Consider the following 22,858-nt stretch of genomic DNA (forward strand, 5'->3'; position numbering starts at 1 on the left):
TCAGCTTCTTGAGAGACGAAACTTCAATACGTCTGCGAGAGCGTGGATTTCCGCCGAATGGGAATGGTGGCTAGATTAGAATCGAGATTGGGAACGAAACCCTCAAAATCAAGGAACACAGATGAACGCAGTCAGTCGAAGAAGAATGTTGATTTCAGGATCAACTGCCCTGATGCTGCCCAACCTGGAATCGAATCTGCATGCTGCGCGGGGCTCTTCGGCCGGTATCCCAAAGCGACTGGTGTTCCTGACGATGGGTTATGGGGTCAACTCGGAAAACTGGTTTCCCTCAACTGATCAAGTGGGAACGGAGTATGATCTGCCGCCGTTGCTGGAGTCCTTCGGGGACCTAAAGTCCGATTTCTCGATCATCCAAAACTTGACCAATCAACGGTTGGCCGGTCCGCACGCCGGTTCACAGAACTTCCTCAGTTGTGCCAGCTTGGGAAAGAAAGGTGATGGGAACTCCGTCTCTTGCGACCAACTGGCCGCCCAAGTACTGGGGCAAGACACCCGCCACAGTTCGCTGGCAATTGCTGGTAGCCGTTGGCGGGTCGACGGACATGGCAGCTACGTTTCTTGGAGCCCTGATGGAAAGCCAGTGGGGACGTATGAAAAGACGTCAGCTGTGTACACCGCGCTGTTTGGAACTGGAGGCAAGGCCGCAGAAGTATTGGCCAAGATTCAACGCCAACAGAGCAGTCTGGATGCGATCCTCGGAAATGCTCGGCGTCTCAACGGCGAAATCAGTACCGCAGATCGTCACCGCGTCGATGAGTATTTTACTTCAATTCGCAATATCGAATCGCGGCTGAGCAAAGCGCAAGATTGGGTTGAGAGGCCGTACCCCACAGCACCATTTCCGCAGCCACCGGGCCGTATTGGTGGTAAGGAGGAAATCGAATTGATGTTGGACATGATGGTGGTCGCGATGCAGTCCGATTCGACTCGGGTGCTCAGCTACATGATACCCACATTGCGAGTGCTCCAATCGTTGCAGACGCGAGTGAATCCTCACCAAATGAGTCACAAGGCGTCCGGCGATCTTGACCCGCAATCAGTCCACCAACGTCGCGATCGAATGTTGGCCGAATTGGTCTCAGGGTTCATTCGCAAACTCAAAAACACGAAAGAGGCCGACGGAAGTTCGCTGTTGGATCATTCGCTGGTCGCGTACGGATCCTCACTTCGCCAAGGACACGGCACGAGCAATGTGCCTTTACTGCTCGCCGGACACGGTGGTGGTGGACTGATGCAGGGCCAGAATATTGTTTGCAAGCCAAAGGTCACCCCGCTGGCCAACCTGTGGTTGTCCATGCTCCGCCATGTTGGAGTGCAAACGAATCAATTCGCCAACAGCGATCGCGTGTTAACCGAGGTTGGGTTTGCGTAGGCAGTTGGTCGCGAGCAATGCCTAGCTTGATCGCTGATTTTCTCGCGTCGTGGAATTCGTCGATCCATCCCAACGCCGCAAGCGCAGAAACTCTCGCCAAGCCTAATGACTCGACACTTCGTGCCAGACGTTTAAACGACGAAGCGTTCGGGCTCCCTTTGTATCCGGCGTTGGCGTGTCTTTAGAGCATTTCCATTATTGTTGTAGCCACCGTCGCCCGACGGTGGACCACGTTCTGGCGAACGTAGCTACCTTTGAAAACCTACGTCATTTATAGAAACGCTCGAGAACATCTTTCGTGTAGTGGCGTGTTCCCGCCGCCAATGGACGATCGATGGCGGCTGGAAGCCACCACTACTGGTTCGCATCGACTCAGAGAGGGCTGTGTCGATTGAGATCGCGGTTGCAAACTCCGGAAGTGGAAAGCCGCAATCCAAAAATGACGGAACGATCGGCGCGATGTTTCGTTCACGTCATGATGTTCTTGCTTCCGGTAATCGGCGAATTAGCCCGCGTTGGGTTCGAGAACGGTCTTTGCCGCCTCCGCTTCTGCCTGCGATTGCATTTCTTTGTACTTGTCGCGTTCGCTTTGCGACGCTTCCGGCACGCCTGAAACATGTCCACTGCATCCAGCCAACGGTACGATTGTAAAGTTAATGAGTAGCAAGCCGGCGGCGAGTTTTCGATTCATGAGATTCCAATCAAGAGCGAGGGAGGCAGCGCTGCACAACGCAGCGCCGTACAACGCATTGGAGTGAACACCGTGCGTTGAAGTGAGTTCGAGATGAAAAAACAAAGCCGCCAACGCAAACGCTTCAGCGGCTTTGATTACGTGTTAAATGATAGATCTTCTAGCTGGGCATCACCACTCTTCACGTAGCTCGGTCGCTTCGAGACCAAGAATTGCGGGCATTACCCGATTTCGAAGCCTCGGAAAGCCTCAACTACGGCAGAGGCGAAGACTCCAATACGCCTGCCAGAGAGCGACGCTGTCCAGCTCAATCAAGACCTAAAAATCGGAGGAGATGACTTCCTTGTTGGCTCGAGTGCCCAAGGCACCCCACAGGCCATAAGGGCTAGCCGATCCCGCTGCACGGGTTCCCGTTCCGCCATTGTAGACACCGCCCGCCGAGGAGTTACCGGCCTCGATCGAGTCGGTGATGAACTTCACCGCCCCGTCGCTCATCAACACGTGAGCACCACCTTGGTGCCGACTCGCGGCGCTGCCGTAGTTGGTCTCGTTGTGATCCTTGTTAGTGCACATCTCGGAATTGGGTGGCAGAATGGTTCGCATCCCGGTTTGGCATTCACGCGACATGGCCCATTGATAGCCACGACCGTAGATCTCAGCGTGGAAAGGGCGACTCGAATTAGGAACCGCTTTCCAGAATTGGGGACGGTCGGGATCGACGTTTTGCCGGCAATACAGGGGATTATTGGAAACTGCGGTCTGGCTTTGGTTGTGGTGAATCCCAATGGTTCGTTTGTCTTTATCCCCTAGATCCGTTGCGATTTCTCCCATGATGATCGTGTTGGCAAGACCATCGAGAATGTCACGGAACTGCATTGGTTCGTGAAAGACGAAAACGCCCCGGTTCTGTACTCGCGAATGTTCCGCCGTACTCTGAACAACAAGCCGTAGATTGGTATGTGACCGCGTTCCACAGAGGGTGGCGAGGTTATTGTAGGCCGCGTCGCCGAAGCAGACCGCATAGTTGGTTCGGCCCAGAGCAGGCAACCCGACCCCCGGATCGCTAGGGCATCGCAATCCTGGTATTTCGGTCGACCAAGGGATGTAGTCGCGGTTGTCAGGGCACGGCCCCATGGCGCTCCAAGGCGTGGCGGTGCCAGGTTCTCCCGTCGTTCCTCCGACGCGTCCGAGCATGGGATTGCTGATTTGTTCCCAAAGCGCCTGTTGCTCCATGAACGGGGTTAATCCCACGAGCGCGCTGAGGCAAAGGCTGTTTGAAATTTGCGATGAGCTGTTCCAGTCGTCACCTGCATTGTCGATTGTGCCGCTGCCCTGAATCGGAAGCTGGTTGTACGCGGCATGGTAGTTGTGAACGGCCAAGCCGATCTGTTTGAAATTGTTGCTGCAACTCATCCGACGCGCTGCTTCACGTGCAGCCTGGACGGCGGGCAACAGGAGTCCAACGAGCACTCCAATGATTGCGATTACGACAAGCAGTTCCACCAAGGTGAAACCCCTGACTCTTTTTGAATGGACCATTTGGTACCTTATTTTTCTAAAATCTGATTTGAAGACCTTGAACCGTACAATTGACGAAAGGTTCAAGACGGAAGGAATTGGCAGAGAGTCCGCCTTCCTAAGTAAACCAAGGGTGCCGAGATCGGTTCTGCTAAAAATAATCTTTTCTATAGAAACAATATCCAGCCCAGCATTCTTGGCAAAGGTGAACGAATAGTTGCTGCGTCAAACGGACACACTTAGGCACTTGAAGACGGCAAGGAGCCAGGTCTTTGTCAGTGCTTGCAGATGTTCACTGGATCTGGACGTCGACGGGGGAGTAGCGTCACGCCTGCCATGCTCACCAAGCCTTCGATGTTTTTCGATGTTGCTGCGAACGGGCGTGGTTTGAGCTTTGCTTCGAAGCCCGACATGGTGTTCGTCCGCAATTTCACATGGATCTCTGTTTTCGTTTTTGGCGATCCACAGAACACCGAGTTGGGACCACCCACGCTCGCCCAAAACCCGAATCTGAATGCCCGAACCGAAGTCGCCAAAACAGCTGCGGACGATCGTAAATCGCATCGGCCTATAACCTGCCGCACTCCAAAATGTGACAGCTATCCACTTGCTTGCTGGTCGGGATTGCGGTTGGCGAGACCGGGTGAAGGTTGGTGCTTCGCTGACAAATGTCGGCTGCGCGATCGATCGACTCGTCAGGGTGCTCGGAATCGTCGCGGGCAAAGTCTATGATGTGGGTCGGTTTTTCACCTTGGTCTCACATTGAGGTTGTGTAATGGGCGATTGGACACGCCGGATTCCGTTCAAGGTCGATATCTCGGGCATCATTCAAATTATGGGATCGGCGTTGTACAGCCGCCCAGACGCCGCCGTCCGTGAGCTTGTGCAGAACAGTCATGACGCGGTCATGCGTCGGCGTCAGACGGAACTCGGGTACCAAGGTCGAATCGATATTCAACAGTTTCCCGACGAAGGGATCATCGAATTTCGCGATGATGGATACGGGCTCAGTGCGGATGATGCCGAGCAGTATCTCGGCACGCTTGGGATCGGTTTGACCGGTTTGCTCAAAGGCGAGCATCCATCGTCGGCGTTGCCCAAGGGGGATCAACAGGACTTGATCGGCATGTTCGGCATCGGGCTGTTCAGCGCCTTCATGCTGGCCGAGCGGATGATTGTGGAAAGCCGCCGAGTTGATTGTGACGAAGCGATCCGCTGGGACGCCGAGGGTGGAACTGACATTGAATTGTCATCATGGAAACGCGAGCATCCCGGGACGACCGTGCGATTGGTGTTGAAGCCACATTTCCGCCGCTTTGCTGAGGTCGACGAATCGATTGAGAACGTGTTGAAAGAGTACACCGATTTTCTCACCATTCCGATTCATTTGAACGGCAGTGCCGCCCGCGTCAACGTGATCCACGCGACTTGGTTTGATCCAACTCCGGAGCCCGAAGCGATCGAATTGGAGCTCGCCAGTTATTTTGATGAAACACCTTTGGATGTGATTCCGGTGCAGATCAACCGCCCCGCGATCAGCGGTGCGTTGTACGTTTCGCCGCAGCGGACGCCTGGATTTGCTGATGAAGCCGTGGTGACCGCGACGCTGCGGCGGATGGTCATCTCGCGTCGTTTACGGGGTCTGTTGCCTGACTGGGCATCGTTCCTGCGGGGTGTGTTGGAACTCAAGGAGTGTTCGCCGACTGCCAGTCGCGAGGATCTGGTTCGTGACGAGAACTTTGCGGCCGCTGCGTTGGCACTCGAATCGCATCTATTTGACCATCTGGAGCAGATCGCCGAACAAGAGCCTGCGAGGTTGCAGGCGATCCTTTCGTGGCATCGTTACACCTTCGCCGGTTCGGCATTGACCGAAACGCGATTACGATCGCTGTTGCGTCGTGCCTATCAATTTCCAACGTCGCAGGGACTTTTGACGTTCGATCAGATTCTCGAACGCAGTGACGCGAATCCGATTTTCGAATTGGAAGCCGATCAAGTGGTGTGGTACAACAGCGATCGCCGCCAAGAGGGATGGATCAATTCCTTATTCGCTGATCACGAGGCACCTTGCGTTCACGCGTTGCGTAGTTTCGAGGAGTCGTTGTTAGCGAGCATGGTGGCCGATAGTGGTGAGCGTGCCGAGTTGCGATTCGCTAGCCCCGGTTCGCCAGGGTTCGCTGCGGAAATCCTTCATCTGGACGATATGCAGGACGCGTCACCGGAATGGGCGGACTTCTTTGGCGATACCGAGGCGATTGTGCGTGTGGCTGCGTTTGATGAGAACCAACCGGTGATGGCTTTCTTAAACGAACGTCATGAACTGATGAAGACGTTTGAAGAGCTGAAGAAGGGTGGCGTTGTGCCGGCCGGTTTTCAACGTTTGATCGATCGTCACTTCGAACAAGGTGAGCAGGCCAGCAATGAGGTATTGCTCAACCGAAATCACCGCCTCGTCGCGCGTGCGATGGAACAGAAGACAAACTCGCCGCTGGCCAGCGTTCTGCGGTTACTCGTCGTGAATGCGTTACGAACTGCCGGTGCGTCGTTGCCATCGACCGCCCTGACACAACAACAAGGTGACCTGGACTGGATCGCCGATTGCCTTTGGGGACAAAAATCATGAGTGACCAACCCGAACTGGATATTGACGAACAACTCAAAGAATTGGATGCCAAGGAAACGGAGTTCACCCGACTCTGTTTATTGGAATCGGCTAATCGAGTGGCGAGCGAAATTCGTCGGTTGGCAAAAGCCGAGCGGCGATTTGTTCCTTATCTCCAAGCGACGTTTACGTTGATGAACAACGCCGCGGATCGACTCGATCCGCAATCTGGTCGTGATGCGTCCATCGAAATCATCGGACTGCTCGAAAGCAATGAGTTGGCGCGAGCGATCCAGCCTAACTTGTCCGAGCACGAGTACGATTGGGCGGTTCATTGGTATTCGGCGTGCGGTTATGACAACCTCGCCAAGGCAACGGCGGAGCTCGGTGGGCACAATTCTGAGGGGATTCACGCATGCATCAGCGAAGGGATCGAAGTCTGTCGCCGCACCGGCAAGACCCAGTGCATCACCTGTTTTCGAGAGTACGCTACCGACGTCTATCGATCGGCGGATGATCCCGACATGGCGCTGCATTACGCACGCATGGGAATCGCGGCGGTCGATCAGGGGCCGCATGATCGACGTTGGGCTGGCGCACGCGACTTGGTCGAAATCCTGCTCGCTCGCGGTGAGCTTGCCGCGGCGGCGGAGAACGTGGATGCGGTGATCGAATTCGCCGACATTTGGCATACGCCGATCCGCGCCCGCTTGATTACGAAAACACGCATCACCGAGATCGCCCATTTGATCGGCGAACCGCAGCGGTGGGCGGATCAGTGTTGCGAGGACGCACCACCGGCAGGAGAGTTCTTGGCGTATGAATTACATACGGATCATACGCAAGCGACAATCGAGTGTATGGCCGGTGACTTCGAGCCGGCGATCAAACGATTGACGCATTGGGATCAATTCCTGACGCGGCGGCAGTGTTTCGTGCAATGGACTCTAACGCGATTGCGGTTGTTAGCGGCGCATCGCATGGCGGGCAACCAACGTGTGTTTGAGAAACTCGCTGATCATTTGCAGAAGAAGGCGCAAGCGGCGCGTGACTGGCATGCGCTGCGATGCTTGAAACATTTGCGTGATGAATCGGCAACCACGGTACCCGTGCCAGTAACGTGCAACCTCGACGCGGGGCCTTTGGCAGGGACGACCCAAACCGAGGTTCCCGCGGCGTCGGTTGCGCCGGTCGCCTCGGTGGAGATGCCGAGCGAGGTGGAGGCGGCCGCTGCGAAGGACAAGCAGGAGGGTCGGGAACTTCCCGACGCGATCGCGGCGATTCACTCACGACTGGCCGCGTTATCTGAGGAAGAGTGGGAGAACGGCGGAGACAGTGATTCGCTTGACCAAATCATTAGCGACTTACTCGCGATTGATCCGTCTAACGTCGGTTCCGATGAGGAGCAACAGACGTTCCGACATTGGGCGTTGCACACGATTTCGTTTCTGCTGCGAGATGCCGAACGAGCAACTGAAATTTGGGATTGGGCGGGGCGTTGTCTCGCGGCGCAACGTCAAGACGCGGTGACGTTAAGTCTGTATGCACGGCTCGGCTGTCGATTGCGGTACAACTGCGCCGAACAAATGTCGGATCGGATTGACGAATCGCAATTGGAAAGCTGGTTCCGCGAGTCGCTGGATCTGGATCCGGAAAAGGCCAGTAACTTTGGTCGCGCGGGTGACTTCTTTTTGTTTTTGGAGAATCTCGGCGAAGCGGAACGTTGTTACGCACGCGGATTCCGTCTCGATCGTAGCCATGCCGAATTGGCCTCCAAACTGGCGCGTGTCTATCGTCGGACTGAGCGAGAACGTGACGCCTTGGCTGTTTTGGACATGGCGATTCGTGCTGGCGCGGACGAGCCGGATCTATTTTGGGAAGCTGCCCTGTCGGCACAGAATCTGGATCAGCATGAAGCGACTCTCACGTATCTTGACGGGTTCGAGAAACGGACGCCCAACCAAGCTTGGGTCAACTACTATCGAACCGTCGCGTTGCTTGAGCTGCAGCGGTTCCCCGAGGCGCTCGCCGCAGCCGAGCGAGAGTCGGAACTGAATCCCGAATGTCCGTTTCCCGTACTCGTTCACCGGGCCGCCGTCGCGGCGGGGACCGGTGAACTCGATGAGCTGCGACGGTTGTTGGGCGAGGTTCTCGCGATTCCATTGGCATCGATCGATTATCTCAGCATCAGCGGTATCGAGAAAGTATTGGTGAGGTTATGGGCATCGACCGAGGCACTTGGTGAAGACGACGAACTGCGAACGCAAGTTAGCAATCGTTTGCTGGCATCGAGTTTGGCGCCCGATCGATTATTCGAGGTACAGCGTGAGAAACGTGAACCGGTCGAGCAGGTGAACTTCTATCGTTGCGTGATCAAGCAGCCACTCGATGAGCGTTGGTTGACATGGCCCGGTCGTCTAGCCGGTGAAGAAGAACTGCAGTGTTATCAGGCAACCTGGGGCGTGCTCGCGAGATCCGATGAGGAAGCGGCGGAACTCGCCTCGCAGTGGCAGTCTCATTGCTATCCGCTGGACGGCGAAGTCGTTGGCGTTGAACTCGTCGGCGAAGGCTATACCGAGCGAACCGGCGTCGTCTGGCAACGTTTTCGTGAAGCGGCCAATTAGCCGTCGCGGTTTGGAAACGAGAGTCATTTCATCTTTTGACAAATGGGGCAAGAAATCGAGCGGAAGGGTACTGTCCGATTCGCGAGGGCGGACTCCAAAACTTTCTTGCCTCGATAACTTCTGGCCATCTCGTCGTCGTCGTTTCATCCCCGGTCGCTTTTGACTGGACATGCATACCCCTCTGCGGAAGCTTGAGGCCGCATTTGCGGGTTTTTTGAGGGAGCTTGGCACGCGTCGTCGCGTCTCTAGGCCAAGCCATCATCTAGGGTCGCCTGATCTTGTGAGCGTGCTGGTGCTCCAGTCTCGGAACGATTTTCCAAAAAGACTTGCTAGATACAGTATGATTGTTAACATAGTCTGCGTTGCCGTTGCGGTCTCGTTGCGGTGTTTTGTTTTCCTTTGTGTTTAAGTGGGGTATGTAAATGTCAAGATTCTCTGAGGGACGAAAGCTTGGTTTCACCTTGGTGGAACTCCTCGTCGTTATCGCGATTATTGGCGTCTTGGTAGGTCTGCTGCTTCCCGCCGTACAAGCGGCTCGGGAGGCCGCACGGCGAATGAGTTGCAGTAACAACTTCAAACAGATTGGGTTGGGGCTGCACAACTATCACTCCGCCTACAAACAACTGCCGCGTCACATGGGAGGCAGCCGATCACCAACCAATAAACAGTGGTACTCCGGCGGCGATGGCGCGCAAGCCGCGAATGCGAGTTCGTTGAGTATCTTTGTCGGTTTGCTTCCGTTCATCGAGCAGCAGGCATTGTGGGAGCAGATTGCCAATCCGAACGATTCCTACTGGAACGGGTCGAGGGTTGTCAGCCCGATGCCCGTCAGTCCGTGGAACTCCATGGGACCTTCACCACACGAGTCACGCTATGTGCCTTGGCGAACTCAGGTTCCTGCGTTCCGATGTCCGAGTGATCCGGGGACGGGTGAACCTTCTTACGGGCGGACGAATTATGCCGCCTGTCTGGGCGATGGCATCAGCTACACCTCGACTGGTGTGGGCGCCTACAATTCCGCAGGATGGCTGGATGAAGTATCGGTCGGGAGCAATTTGTGGCAAACGCCGGAAGGCCGAGCCCAGTACACACGTGCGGGTTGTCGTGGTGTGTTCGTGCCTCGGCACGATAGCAGGTTCCGTGACATTCTCGATGGCCTCGCCAATACGATTATGGGCGGCGAAATCGCAACCGACCTAGGCGATATGGATAAACGCACCATTCCGATGCGCACGGGTAGTCACAACAGTGCGACGACTGGACCGTTGCGAGAGCCCGATGCGTGTTCGGACTTGGGATACATCGATCCGAATCGACCCCAGTTCTGGGTTTCGAGTGCGGCGTATTCAGGTTCGGGCGCTCCGAGCAATGGGATGGTGGAACGTCCCCAATTCGGACGTGGCTATCGCTGGGCCGTCGGCTCACCGACGATGACGGGGATGATGACGATCCTGCCGCCTAACCGTGAACTTTGCAACGCTTACAACCACGATGGCGAATCAACCGCAACGGCGAGCAGTCGTCACCAAGGTGGCTGCCACGTCCTGATGGCTGATGGAGCGGTGAAGTTTGTGACTGATTCGATTGAAGCGGGTAATTCGAGTGCAGATGGCATCTTCCTCAACAACCAACCAGGCGGTAAGAGCCCATATGGACTCTGGGGTGCGTTGGGATCGCGGGCTGCGAAAGAAGTCATCGACGAAAGCTTCTAGCTCCGATAGGTTCGTTACACTGTTACCGGAGGTCTTGCGAGGCGTCCGGTATTTCATCTCTCTCACTTCAATCTACATGGATTCCAAATGGTTCTAGTCCGCTTTGTGCTGTTGGCGTTGCTGACGCTGCCACTTTTTAGCACCGTCGGTTGTGGCGGTAGCAGCGAACCGCAGCTTATTGAAGGCGCCGTCATGGATAACGGCGGTATGTCGGAAGCTGAACTCAATAACGAAGTCCCGCCCGAAGAGACGTCAGGCGCCTACTGAGAACTCTGAAGAAGGTTCGACAACTAATGACCACGTCAATCGATGCCTGCAAGCGTTTTGCAGGCATCGATTGTTTTTGCCGGACTGAGGATGATTGGGCCGCTTCCTACCGGCCACTTTGATAGCATCCGGTGGGAACCGGACCTACGTGTTTGACGGAGAAGGTCTCGCGTCGCAATTGATCGGGCATCTGCGATCTTATCCGTGGTGTTGCAACAGGTCGATCGTGGAATCGCTCTGCCGTAATAGTTCATCTAGCGCGAGGTCGTATTCGTCTGCCTGTGGTACTTCCGAGGGGAAGATCACTGCGTCCGCGATCTCAGCTACCGCAGGACCCGGCATCTGAACGAATTTGCTTGCTGCCAGTAACTCGTCTACCACCCACTCTTCTTGGAACGTCTTGGTTGGTTGAGCGGTGGAAGCAAAATTCGCCAGAGGAGCGACCGGTTCGGGCTCTGCGGTCGGTTGAGTCGCCATTGCGTCATCTCTGTTGAGACGATTGATGACGATTAACGCGTCAAGTTCAGTAACCAATCCACTGGCGTTGACGTCGAGGTAATAGAACCTCGGCCCGGAATTACTCGGTGTCCCACCACTCGATAGCAAGTTCAATCGATTGATGATCACGAGGGCGTCCAAGGCGGTTACAAATCCGTCAGCGGTCGTGTCGGTTGGCAGGAAAATGTTCGTGGATGCATTGATCGACAACGCGGCTGATCCCGCCGACGAAGTGACGGAATAAGTCCGCTGAGTGGTTTGGGAGGGCAGCACGATCGCGTACGTTTGACCGCTGATCAGGCTCGCCGTCACCGTCGCCCCGTTCTGGCTTCCGATCGGATTGGTGGTGGAATCAACGATCTGCATGGAGTCGGCTGGTGGCGTGAAATTTATCGGCGAAACCGAGAGTGTTGTATTGCTAACCGCTCGAAAGATAATCGCCGTCGGGTTCGTCGACGCGGGAATGGTTTGTGTCTGAGCCACTGACGTCGGTTGAACGATGTTGACGCGGTATTCGCTAACGTCATCGTTGCGTATCACACCTGTTGCATTCCCATTCTGGATGACGGTATTGCTGCTGGCGTTGGAGAGGGTAACGACGAAACTCTCGTCGGGTTCCTTCAGCGAATCCCCGACGACTGGAATCGAGATCGATTTGGTTGTTTCTCCGCTCAAGAAATTCACCGTGCCACTGGGGAACACACCGCCAGCAAAGTCGGCCGCGTTGGCTGGGCTCGTGCCTGTGCCTGTTACGGCATACGAAACCGATGCTGCACCCGAAGTGTTGCCCGCTCGGGTGACGGTGAACGTGTAATTGGTCACTCCGCTGTTGCCTTCATTGCGATCGGCATTGGTCGCTGCGATCGAAAGCGTGGACGATGGCGTATTGTCGTCATCGCGGATGATGCCCTTCGCGGACGCGTTGGCGATTGTCGCGCCATTGGTCGGGTTGCTCAGCGTGACCGTGAATTCTTCGTCATTTTCGACTGTGAAGTCACCGGTTACCTGGATCGTAATCGTTTTGGATGTCTGGCCGCTGAAGAAGATTACCTGGCCGCCGGGAAACGTGTTGCCGTTGAAATCACTCGCCGTTGCGGGGGCACTTCCGCTGCCGATGACAGTGAAATCCACCGACACAGAACTGCTCGTATCGCCGGTGCGAGTGACGGTAAACGTGAATGGAGTTGTGCCTGTGTTACCTTCACTGCGGTCGGCATTGGATGCGGCGATGGACAGGATAGGAACCGGGGGAGTGTCATCATCGCGGATTATGCCCGTTGCCGTGGCATTCGAGATCACGGCACCGCCAGTTGGATTACTGAGCGTGACCAGGAATGACTCATCGGCTTCCACGGTGACGTCGCCGCGAACCGGAATCTGAACAGTCTTTGATGTTTCGCCGTCGTTAAATTGCACGCTTCCACTTGGGAACACGCCACCAACGAAATCGGATGCGTTGGCTTGATTCGATCCTGTCCCCGAGACGGTATAGTTCACGATGACAATCCCAGACGTGACGCCGCCACGCGTGACGTTGAATGTGAAGAAAGTGGTGCCGGTATTGCCTTCGGCTTGATCCGCTGCCGCCGGGGCGATCGAGAGACTAGGTACCGGGGCGGCGTCATCGTTGCGGATGGTGCCGGTCGCCGATGCGGTCGAAATCGTCGCACCGCCGGTAGGATTCGAAAGCACCACGAGGAATGTTTCGTCTTGCTCCTGGATCACGTCACCGCTCACCGGAATGGAGATCGTCCGCGTGGTCTCGCCGGCAGCAAACACGACGGAGGCCGAAGGAAGTGATCCACCGACGAAGTCGCTGGCGCTAGCAGGGTTGGTTCCCGAACCAACGACGGTGTAGGTGGCGGACACGGCACCCGCGGTACTTCCGCTACGGGTGACGGTGAAGGTGAAGTTGGTCGTGCCGCTGTTTCCTTCGTTGCGGTCGGCGTTCGTCGCGGAAATTGCCAAAGTTGGCGGGGCAATCTGGTCGTCATTTCGGATCATTCCGGTTGCCGACCCGGTCGCAATTGTGGCTCCACCGGATGGGTTACTGAGCGTGACGGTGAACGTTTCATCGCTTTCAACGCTTACGTCCCCAGCCACGTTGATTGTAATGGTCTTGGATGTCTGGCCAGCGAAAAAAGTTACCTGCCCAGTTGGCAGAATACCGCCATTGAAGTCACTGGCGGACGCCGGATTGGATCCACTTCCCGAAACGACGTAGTCAACCGTGGTGCCGCCCGAGGTGTCGCCGCTGCGAGTGACCGTGAAGGTGAACGGGGTGACGCCACTGTTGCCTTCATCGCGATCCGCATTCGTTGCAACAATCGCGAGTGACGGAGTGGGAGGTGTGTCGTCGTCGCGAATCGTTCCGGTTGCCGAAGCGGTTTCGATGACGGCTTGGCCTGATGGATTGCTCAGCGTGACGGTAAATGTTTCGTTATCTTCGATGTTGAAGTCACCCGAAACATTAATGGTGATCGTTTTCGACGTCTGACCACTAAAGAACGTTACTTGCCCGGAGGGCAGCACGTTTCCGTTGAAGTCGTCCACGTTTGCCGGGGAAGAGCCACTGCCGGTGACGGTGTAGTCGACCGTCGTCGCACCCGACGTATCCCCGCTACGAACAACGGTGAACGTGAACGGGGTCGAGCCACTGTTGCCCTCCTCTCGATCTGCGTTCGTCGCCGCAATCGCCAGAGTCGTCGGTGGGGGAGCGTCATCGTCCCGAATCGTGCCTCCGGCCGTACCGTTGCCGATCGAAGAACCGCTCGACGGGTTGGTTAGGTTAACGGTGAAAGTCTCGTCGCTCTCGACGATGCGGTCACCGGTGACGTTGATGGTAATCGTCTTCGAAGTCTGCCCGGCAAAGAAGAGCACCTGACCGCTTGGCAGCGTGTTGCCGTTGAAATCATCGACGTTCGCGGGGTTGGCACCGCTGCCGGTCACAAAATAGTCCACTGTGGCCGATCCACTCGTATCTCCGACACGGCTGACTTCGAAGGTAAACGAAGTCGAGCCGGTATTCCCTTCTGGTCGGTCGGCATTTGCTGCCGCGATTGTCATGACGGCTAACGGACGGCGGTCCTCCAAACACTCGCCGAGAAGCCGATGAAAACGAGAACGGTTTCGACGAGATCGTTTGCTCAACGCCCGTCGTTCGCCGATCGCCCAATGAGCGATGTGATTGATTTGACGCCTGCCAAACACGCTATTTTCTCCAAAGAAAAAAGTACGCTGGTGCCTAACGAGAACGATCGAATTCACTAACTGCCGATTTCCGGCTGATTCCTATTATTACATCAAATGCTTTTCGATCCTCGAATTTTTTCGTCGAGTGTCACCAACTGACGACTCAAAGATTGGCATTTCGTGTGCCGAACGACGCTGTCTGGTTGTTTTTGCCGGTGCCATGAACCACAGACACCCAACTGTCGCGGGCCGGTATTCTGCCGTCATGACGCCAGCGATCTCTCGGCGGCGGTTTCGAAATCGCTGAACCGTCAAACCGCTTTCTTGATCCACGAATCAGCGGGTCGATTGAGGCGAGGGGCAAACGCCAGCATCTGCATCACCTGAACTGGATGATGTGACAAGCCGGGCGGTATGGAGGCGGTTGAGTCAATTGAGAAAGTTGCGTTTGTTGCCGTTGCTCTGAGCCTGGACGACAAGACCGCGAGTCTGGACGACGAGAATGCCCGGTTGCCAAGCCCGCGTCGGCTGTGAATCGCATCGCCAGTATTTATTGGGATATCTGCCCGCCCAGCCTGCTTATGGCCGCCTACCGCTGCCACTATGCAGCGTTGTCGATTGCGGATACGAAACGCTGAGCACATCCGATACGAAGTGAACGAATTCTTCGCCATTCCCGCAGGAGACGCTCGCCTCTGATCCAAAGCGATTCAAATGATGATTAAAAACAGTCCGCTAAAACTCAATGTCTCCTATCGCGGCTATCCATACCGTTTGGTGAGCTTTGGCATCTTCAGCGTTATTGTGTACCAATTCACTTACTGGGGAGTGACGTCTTGGGGGGTGGAGGCGATGGGCCGCGAGAACGGCCTCATCGAAAATACTCAAGTTGTGTTGGCGACTGTCACGGCGTTGTGCCTATTTTATGCCGCTTTGATCGCAAAGATTGGTCAAGCCGGATTGGTCGCATGCGCGTCAATGACTGGCTACGCGGCGGCGCGCGAAGCGGACACATTCTTCGAGATGTTTTTCTTTGATGACGCCTACAAGTGGTTGGTCGGGTTGCCACTGCTACTGGTCACCCTGGTCACCATTTTCCGGTTGCGACGGACGTTCATCAAAGAGTCGTTATGGTTCATGCAACAACCGGCTGCGACGCTTTTTGTGATCGGAGGCGTCTTTCTGTGTGGGTTTTGTCAGATCCTGGATCGACCCGATATGTGGGCCAGTGCTGGTCGTCCCGAACAGATGCAGCCGACCAAGGAGCTGATGGAAGAACTCGCCGAGCTCTTTGCCTATCTGTTGCTGGCGTACTCGGGGGTAGAGACGATCATCGTGGCACGTTCGACTCACGTAGGTCGGTCTCTCGGGACGTCGGTTTAATCACCGCGGGATATTAAATGTAGTGCAACGGCGAGAGCCATCGGGAAATGCGGGGCAGGCCGGCTCGCGCGGGAATCGTTCATCACCGCATACTGCGAACGAACGTCCACCACTACCAACCACCCGAAAAGCCCGTTGCGGTGGAACACGCGGACCCATGCTCGTGAGCCTGCTGCGCGGTCCAAAGCTCCTCCCTGTGTAGGTGAATCGCTCACCTTCGCTGGCGGGGTGGGCTTGCGGGGGTTACGGTTCCGCAGCGATTCACACCGTGATTTTCACTGAAAACAATCAGGGAAACCGTTTTCGCGGGTCGCAAACTCAACCAACCGCTCGTTTTATGGTTCGTTGCCAAAACCGTTCGACAGATTTACACTCTCCAATCTTCAGCGATTTTTAACAAAAGCTCCCCAGTATTGAACGGCGGTATAGTGGCCTTTTCCTCATTGATCGAACTGGTTTTCACGCTCGCTGGTGGGTTAGGGATTTTTCTGTTGGGCATGAAAAACATGTCTGACGGGATGCAAGCCGTCGCCGGAAATAGCTTGCGGCGGCTGATCGGTGCCGTCACGAACAACCGATTTCTAGCGTCCATTGTTGGCGTGATCGTCACCTGCATCGTCCAATCAAGTTCGATCACCACGGTGATGGTGGTGGGCTTCGTCAACAGCGGGGTCATGGGATTGGCTCAGGGGATCGGCGTGATCATGGGGGCCAACATCGGTACCACGATCACTGGATGGATTTTGGTGCTCAAAGTCGGCAAGTATGGGTTGCCGATCCTGGGATTTTCGGCGTTCGCCTATCTCTTTTCCAAAGGTGATCGTTGGCGATACTGGGCGATGTTCTTGATGGGCATCGGGATGGTCTTTTTTGGGCTGGAACTCATGAAGGAGGCCTGCTCGGCGATTAAAGACGTGCCGGACTTCGAGGCTTGGTTCGCCAAGTTCAATGCAGACAGCTACGTGGGAGTGCTCAAGTGCGCGGCCGTCGGTTGCATCCTCACAACGCTCGTCCAGTCTTCATCGGCAACGTTGGGAATCACGATCTCGCTGGCGACCCAGGGGGTCATCTCCTATCCGACCGCTGCCGCCTTGGTGCTTGGCGAAAACATTGGTACCACCATCACCGCTTTTCTCGCGTCGTTGGGCACGACTACGCATGCTCGGCGGGCCGCGTATTTCCATGTGATCTTCAATCTCTTTGGCGTGTTTTGGATCACGCTAATTTTCCAGTGGTACATTCGCCTGATCCAGTCGATTGTTGGGGTAGATGTTGGCCAGTCCGTGATGGTGGACGGGAGTGCAACCTATCCAAATGTTGTGGCGGCGATCGCGGCGACGCATAGCGTTTTTAATGTTGCCAACACGCTTTTGTTTCTGCCTTTTTTGCAACCGATGGTTCGCTTCCTTGAATGGGCGGTGCCTGCGCGAGCCTACAAGGAAAAGCCTCGGTTGACGGATCTCGATGTGCTGATCCTGGAAACGCCTTTGTTGGCGATCGAACAATCCCGTAAGGAAATCCTCAAAATGGGCGACGGTTGCCTCAAAATGATGGATTGGTTGTTGGAACTGATGAACGCAGACGAACCCGACAAAGTGCTCGCCGATCGCTTGAAGCAACGTGAACGCGTGCTGGATACCGTTCAAGACGAAGTCGCCGAGTTCATCACCGGACTTCTCTCCTCGGGTAATGTTTCTCATGCGACAGCGGAAGAAGCGCGGCGTCAGTTGCGGCTTGCCGACGAGTATGAGTCGATCAGTGACTACATCGCGAACCTGGACAAGTTCGACCGCAAACTCCGGCGAGATGGTTTCCGTTTTAGCGAGTCACAGCGTGCCGATTTGGCGCAGCTCAATCGCCACATCACCGAATACGTTGCCGCTGTCCATGAAGGGCTGGCGAACGGCAATCGGAATATCGCGGCGGCCACGGGGCCTGCTGTCACGCGGATCCGTAGCGAAATCAAATCGCTGCGTCGTAAGCACTTGGAAGAGCTATCCACGGGACCGATGGCACCCGTGATCAGCGTCGCGTTTTTGGCGGCGCTCAACGCGTATAACCGCGTCCGCGATCACTCACGCAATATCGCGGAAACGATTTCTCAAGATAAATAGCAGGCTGACGAGAGTCTTTTGGTAGATCTGTCGCTTGATGCTGAGTACGGTTTCCACTTTCAAGCCAGGCTATCGCTGGAGCGGCAAAGATTCGTCGCGGACAAGACGCGTCGCTCTCCCCTCTGCGTTTAGTCGGATCCAGTGTTGCGTGGACGGTCAGTCACGATAGTGACGATATGCAATAGCCACGGACGTGAGTCCGTGTTTTGGAAAAACGAAACAAAGCCAAGCGAGTCACAGAGACGTTAATCGTTTTGGTGCTTGTTTTAGCGGAACGGCGCGAGCCGTCCGGTCCCGAGTCATCGGACGGCTCGCGCCGTTCCGCTACATGGGAAATCTCGCAGTAGTTAAATCAATGTCCCGTGCGACGACACAGAGAATGTGCGCGGGCAAAAATGATCCACCGTCAGCGGGATCTGTCAACTCGGATTGAAAACTTCCCCTGCCCCAATCCGTGACAGGTCGGTCTGCTTTTACGGTTCGGTCGTGGTTGGCACGAAGGCTTCGGGGCGATCGAGAGTGAAGTAATGGCCGTGATCGGCAGTGAGAATTAACGCGGTCTCGTCCCAGCCACCGTTCCGCTCGATCCACTCCACGATAGTTGCAAACGCTTCGTCGCCACTGAGGACGGCACCGATCGAGTTGTCGATGTTGTTGGAATGGTTTGCCCAGTCGACGTCGCCGCTCTCGATCATCAACCACCAGCGATCAGAACGTGAATCAAGAACTTCGATCGCTGCCAAGGCCGCGTCTTTCAGTTTAACGTTCTCGTGTAAGTCGGCTTTGCTATAAACCTCTGCCTTCACCGGCTTTTGATTGCCGTAGCTGACCACCGGATCGTAGTTGCCGTCAGCCGTTTGAAATGGCAGGTGGCCGGCTTGCGCGCCGAAGAAGCCGAACAATCGTTTGTGGTTTTGTTTTGCCTTCTGAACCGCTTCGGTCAGCACGTCCGGGCCGGCAACACCGCTCGTTCGCAGAGCCACGACGTACTCGCCACCGTTGTTGACGTCGATCGCGGCTAAGTCGTCAGCGGCGATGTACTTGTTGCCCGGCACATAGTTCTTGCCTTGGGCGGCGTCTTTGTCTTTGTCGATTCCCCAGCCACCGCCGATGAGCACATCAACACCTGGCAATCCACCGGGATGAAAGATCGACGGACGGCCGATCAAGTCACGCGTCAGATCTTGGTAGTCATTGCGATGCACGTTGTTGGCATACGCGCATCCCGGCGTCGCGTGGCTGATTGGCACACTCGTTACCACGCCGATCGCAAAGTCTTCGTTCTGCAATGTTCGAGCGATGGGGAGTACTTCGCGACCCATGAAGTCGACATTCATGGCGTCGTTATAGGTCTTGATCCCGCAAGTCATGGAAGTCGCGGTGGCAGATGATTCAGCGAAGGCATGTACGGTCTGCTTGCTCTTTCCGATCGGGTACTCGGCATCCGTGATTGGCCGCCAAGGTGCATCGCCCCCGAGTGCAGCGTGATAACCACCGGGTACCTTTCCTTCTGGATTCACGACGGTCTGATCGTCGACGTTTACCCTCGTGCCCTCAGTTCGTGGGCTGGTGACGCAATACCCAAAGTCCGTCATCGCACCCCGGTAGTCCAGAAAGTGCAGTCCTTCGCCCCGCCCCTCGTCGTAGATCTTTCCTGACTTTGCGATCGCGGCCACGCGAGTGGTATCCCAATCCATGCCGTCAAACACGAACAAGATCACACGCTTCTTGCCCGACTCGATCGCCGACTTTTGTAGGCGGTAAACGTCGGTTTGATCAAAATACTCGGCTTCGGGATTGAGCGTCTCGTCAGGAAGAAAGCCGTATAGTGCTTCGATCGCAGTTGCATCGCGATACAGACTGTTTTGACCACAGACCGATCGAAGGTCGATCCCAAATGTGTAGACAGGAATCAAGCGGTTGCTGTGTGTTTTCCAGCTCGAGTAAGTCTTTGGGTTGGGACCCCAGTGTCCCCAGTCGGCTCGCCGGGTCGCGACCGCATCAGCCTGCATCTTGGCGATCGGATCGGAGCCTTGCGCGAACACAGGCTGCCAGAACTCGACAATCAGCAGGAGGGCGAGACAAGATACACAAAACCTGATACCGGAGTTTGGGTGCATCGTTTGGGCTTCGATTCGTAGGTGGGGAGTGTGGGTGGGGAAGCTTTGAAGGAGAGGCTTGAGCATCCATAATAGCCGAACGCGCTTCAAAAGACAGCGCGGCGACGCCGTTTCCATCCTCAATGGCGGTCCGTCTAAGATCACTCGGTCGATCGAGGTCTGTCATGCCCAAGAACGCCTCCCCGAGTTAACTGGATAAATGTGCCCATCGCGTTGTTCGAATCGTTAACCATCGATAAGGATTATCGATCGAAGCTGGATCCAGCATCCGGCGAGACGTCGTACATCAGTGCATCGGGGTGGAACCAAAGCACGAGCAAAAGGAACATCAAGGGAATGATCGACAGTAGCAAAAACGGAATAAGCATCTTGAGGAGATACGCCGCTTCGTCGTCGTTATCGCTTTTCCAGTCCACGCGCTTCGGCGTTTGATAAGCTTCATCGACAAAACGTTGCGTCTCCGCTGATTGGCGTCGATCTTGCGCCCGGTCGTTCGCTATCGTGGTCGTTAGCTCGGGCGAATCGAGACGAGGCTGAACGATCAGTAGCGTAACCATACATAGCTCCTTTGCAGGAAGTTGATGGCGAACGCTGAAACTGAGGAACTCGTCCGCTGCGAACCGCGATCGCCGACTCGTGGAGATGGCTATTGAAGAATGCACGCGACATGCCGTTGGGGTCTCGACGCAACGACGACCTGGCAAACCCATGGAAACGCAGTGTTTTTGCACGGTTTATGAGGCGTGAACGGAAACCAGACGCCGTCGAGCGTCAACTCGAGTTTCCGCCTGCAAACCCGAGTTGACTGCTCGTGAAGATCTGATGCCGCTGGTGATTAAGACCCGCGTCGACAGAATCTGAAGATGGATTCAAACGCATTCAGGATCAAAACGACGCAAGGCACTTTCTTGCGAAGCTAGGTCTATACGAAGCATTTTCGCCGTAGCTACCGTCGCCAGACGGTGGACATTTTCGCTGTAGCTACCGTCGCCAGACGGTGGGCCACGTTCTGGCGAACGTAGCTACTTGTCGGGAGTGGACCACGTTCTGGCGAACGTAGCTACCTGTCGGGAGATTAACCGGCGGAGGGCACGACGGTTGAAGTGCGAGCTTCTTCGTTTCGGTGGAGCCAATTGCGGCCCGCCGGCGTCTGGTTGTAGGCTCGTCTGACGTTGGCCAAAGCTTGTCGCTCGGGGAGCGATAAGGCTGGATGCCACGCATTGAAGAACAGCACGATGCGTACTTGGTCACTCTGATTCCAGACTTCGTGCACGAATGAATCATCAAACACCAGGACCTTCCCTTCTGTCCAAGTGATCTCCTCGCCACCGACTCGCAGTCCGCAGTTATCGGGGACCAACAGCGGTAAATGGCAACGCAAAATTCCGTTGATCGGTCCCACGTGCGGCGGGATGTAAGACCTTGGGTTGAGCGACGAAAGCATCGTCAGCTCACCCTCTTCATATGCGATCATCGCGTCGGCGACGTCGGCTAGCCGTGGGGCACGCTCGCAACTCTTGGCTTGCCGTCGTCCGTTGGCATAAAAGATGAACGTGTTCCAGCCGTCGACGGTTCCGTCGATTTCTGTTCGAAAGATTCCGAATTGATCGCAATGATCGGATAGCAGTTGCAGAACTTCTTCATGTGCTTGCGGGAAACTCTGTTCAACAAAATCTTTCCATTCAAACTCGTCGGGATCATACCAGCGACTCGAAGGAATGCCGGCAACAAAGTACTGAGGTTGCTGCAGCGGATGCGTGGTCTCGGTGATCTCCCACGGCCCCTGGGCGAAGAACGGGTCTAAGAAGGATCCGCGGTAAAACGTAGCGTCGAGTGAGTTGCGAAAATTCAATTCCGCACATCCGTTACGAAACGTCGGGTGTTGATCTAGCTCGGCAAAAGCTTTCCCCAAACGAAGACCATCGCGGAGCGTGAACTGCCAAGCAAGTTCGGACCAGACCTTGGCAAGTGGATTGGAATGTCGGCGCCCGATGAAACCCCACGTGCGATGCAGCACCCATAAAACGAAGGCAAAGATGCGATAGTCAAGCGATGCAAACCGGGACACCCATCGGCGAACAATCGCGGGAAAGACAAACGGAGATCCCTTGATGTCGTAATCCTCGTACGAGGTTCGCATCAACTCGTCCAGCGTCATCGCGTCAGCGTCGCTGCTTGAACGCGTATCGGATTGTTTCGATTCGATCATTTGCATTCACAGCGATGCGAGGGAAAGCGGGCGGATGACGAGTATAGTTTCTCCCGTTCGAATTCTCTCAAGAGACGGCACGAGTTTTCTGCCAGATCGGCTATTTTTTATGCGGCGCAACGGGAAAACGGCACGCAAGAAATTATCGGACGGTGGGCGTTCATCACTCGCCGAGCGGACGCTCAGGGTGCTGGTTCGGACGCAATATTGATGTCCACGTAGGTGAAGCTGCCCTGCGTCCGATCCATACGTCTTTTGGCGTCAACGCCGTCGCTCGCGAGTCAATCGGAGTGCGTCGTCTATCCGGAAATGATGAGTGGCTCGAATAGGAGGGTTCGCGGGATACCCCAAAAAAGCCTAGCAGAACGGCGCGAGCCGTCCGGTCTCACCCCATTTCGAATGTTGATAATGCACTTGGCTTACCCGGCAGAAAGCCGTCCATCTCCCGATCGAAAGCCGCCTCGAACCCGCACTGGTAATGCTCTGACTCAATTTCGAATCTGTGCGGAGGAGCCAGGAAAGCCATTCGGAGAAA

At 55.5% G+C, this 22,858-nt stretch carries 14 protein-coding genes; 8 read left to right on the forward strand and 6 right to left on the reverse strand.

Going from position 1 to position 22,858, the window contains the following annotated elements; translation table 11 throughout:
- Nucleotides 1-121 precede the first annotated feature (121 nt).
- Entirely contained in the window at nt 122-1,393 is a 1,272-nt protein-coding gene (locus NB063_RS05765) for a DUF1552 domain-containing protein (protein ID WP_250927804.1), read from the forward strand.
- A gap of 505 nt (nt 1,394-1,898) precedes the next feature.
- Here the strand turns inward: NB063_RS05765 and NB063_RS05770 are convergent.
- Complete coding sequence (locus NB063_RS05770) at nt 1,899-2,084, reverse strand: hypothetical protein (protein ID WP_250927805.1); 186 nt, start codon at nt 2,082-2,084, stop codon at nt 1,899-1,901.
- A gap of 318 nt (nt 2,085-2,402) precedes the next feature.
- Nucleotides 2,403-3,623 carry a DUF1559 domain-containing protein gene (locus NB063_RS05775; protein WP_250927806.1) on the reverse strand — a complete coding sequence of 407 codons (1,221 nt, stop codon included), beginning with the start codon at nt 3,621-3,623 and terminating at the stop codon, nt 2,403-2,405.
- 754 nt (nt 3,624-4,377) lie between these two features.
- On the opposite strand from NB063_RS05775, the gene NB063_RS05780 reads away from it, so the two are divergent.
- The 4 genes from NB063_RS05780 (at nt 4,378) to NB063_RS05795 (ending at nt 10,807) form a co-directional block, all read left to right on the forward strand.
- Nucleotides 4,378-6,225, forward strand: a complete 1,848-nt coding sequence (locus NB063_RS05780) for an ATP-binding protein (RefSeq protein WP_250927807.1) — start codon at nt 4,378-4,380, stop codon at nt 6,223-6,225.
- Nucleotides 6,222-8,828, forward strand: a complete 2,607-nt coding sequence (locus NB063_RS05785) for a tetratricopeptide repeat protein (protein WP_250927808.1) — start codon at nt 6,222-6,224, stop codon at nt 8,826-8,828. The genes NB063_RS05780 and NB063_RS05785 overlap by 4 nt, the downstream gene beginning before the upstream one ends.
- Before the next feature lie 422 nt (nt 8,829-9,250).
- A complete protein-coding gene (locus tag NB063_RS05790; protein ID WP_250927809.1) occupies nt 9,251-10,540 on the forward strand; it encodes a DUF1559 domain-containing protein in 1,290 nt (429 codons plus the stop codon).
- 87 nt (nt 10,541-10,627) lie between these two features.
- Nucleotides 10,628-10,807, forward strand: coding sequence for a hypothetical protein (locus NB063_RS05795; protein WP_250927810.1), 180 nt, complete (start codon nt 10,628-10,630; stop codon nt 10,805-10,807).
- Between the two features lie 198 nt (nt 10,808-11,005).
- Here the strand turns inward: NB063_RS05795 and NB063_RS05800 are convergent, their stop codons facing one another.
- Complete coding sequence (locus tag NB063_RS05800) at nt 11,006-14,515, reverse strand: Calx-beta domain-containing protein (RefSeq protein WP_250927811.1); 3,510 nt, start codon at nt 14,513-14,515, stop codon at nt 11,006-11,008.
- 484 nt (nt 14,516-14,999) lie between these two features.
- On the opposite strand from NB063_RS05800, the gene NB063_RS05805 reads away from it, so the two are divergent.
- From NB063_RS05805 to NB063_RS05815, 3 genes are all read left to right on the forward strand, one after another.
- Nucleotides 15,000-15,155 carry a hypothetical protein gene (locus NB063_RS05805; RefSeq protein ID WP_250927812.1) on the forward strand — a complete coding sequence of 52 codons (156 nt, stop codon included), beginning with the start codon at nt 15,000-15,002 and terminating at the stop codon, nt 15,153-15,155.
- A 56-nt stretch (nt 15,156-15,211) separates the two neighbouring features.
- A complete protein-coding gene (locus NB063_RS05810) occupies nt 15,212-15,880 on the forward strand; it encodes a hypothetical protein (protein ID WP_250927813.1) in 669 nt (222 codons plus the stop codon).
- 428 nt (nt 15,881-16,308) lie between these two features.
- Complete coding sequence (locus NB063_RS05815) at nt 16,309-17,994, forward strand: Na/Pi cotransporter family protein (RefSeq protein ID WP_250927814.1); 1,686 nt, start codon at nt 16,309-16,311, stop codon at nt 17,992-17,994.
- A 473-nt stretch (nt 17,995-18,467) separates the two neighbouring features.
- Here the strand turns inward: NB063_RS05815 and NB063_RS05820 are convergent, their stop codons facing one another.
- The 3 genes from NB063_RS05820 to NB063_RS05830 all read right to left on the reverse strand — a co-directional run bounded on the left by NB063_RS05820 (nt 18,468) and on the right by NB063_RS05830 (nt 22,323).
- The gene (locus NB063_RS05820) at nt 18,468-20,114 is read right to left on the reverse strand and encodes an alkaline phosphatase (protein WP_250927815.1); all 1,647 of its coding nucleotides are present in this window, start codon (nt 20,112-20,114) and stop codon (nt 18,468-18,470) included.
- A gap of 242 nt (nt 20,115-20,356) precedes the next feature.
- Entirely contained in the window at nt 20,357-20,671 is a 315-nt protein-coding gene (locus NB063_RS05825) for a hypothetical protein (protein ID WP_250927816.1), read from the reverse strand.
- A 518-nt stretch (nt 20,672-21,189) separates the two neighbouring features.
- The gene (locus NB063_RS05830; protein WP_250927817.1) at nt 21,190-22,323 is read right to left on the reverse strand and encodes an aspartyl/asparaginyl beta-hydroxylase domain-containing protein; all 1,134 of its coding nucleotides are present in this window, start codon (nt 22,321-22,323) and stop codon (nt 21,190-21,192) included.
- Between the last annotated feature and the right edge of the window lie 535 nt (nt 22,324-22,858).

The sequence above is a fragment of the Aporhodopirellula aestuarii genome (assembly GCF_023701485.1).
Taxonomy (GTDB): Bacteria; Planctomycetota; Planctomycetia; order Pirellulales; family Pirellulaceae; genus Rhodopirellula; species Rhodopirellula aestuarii.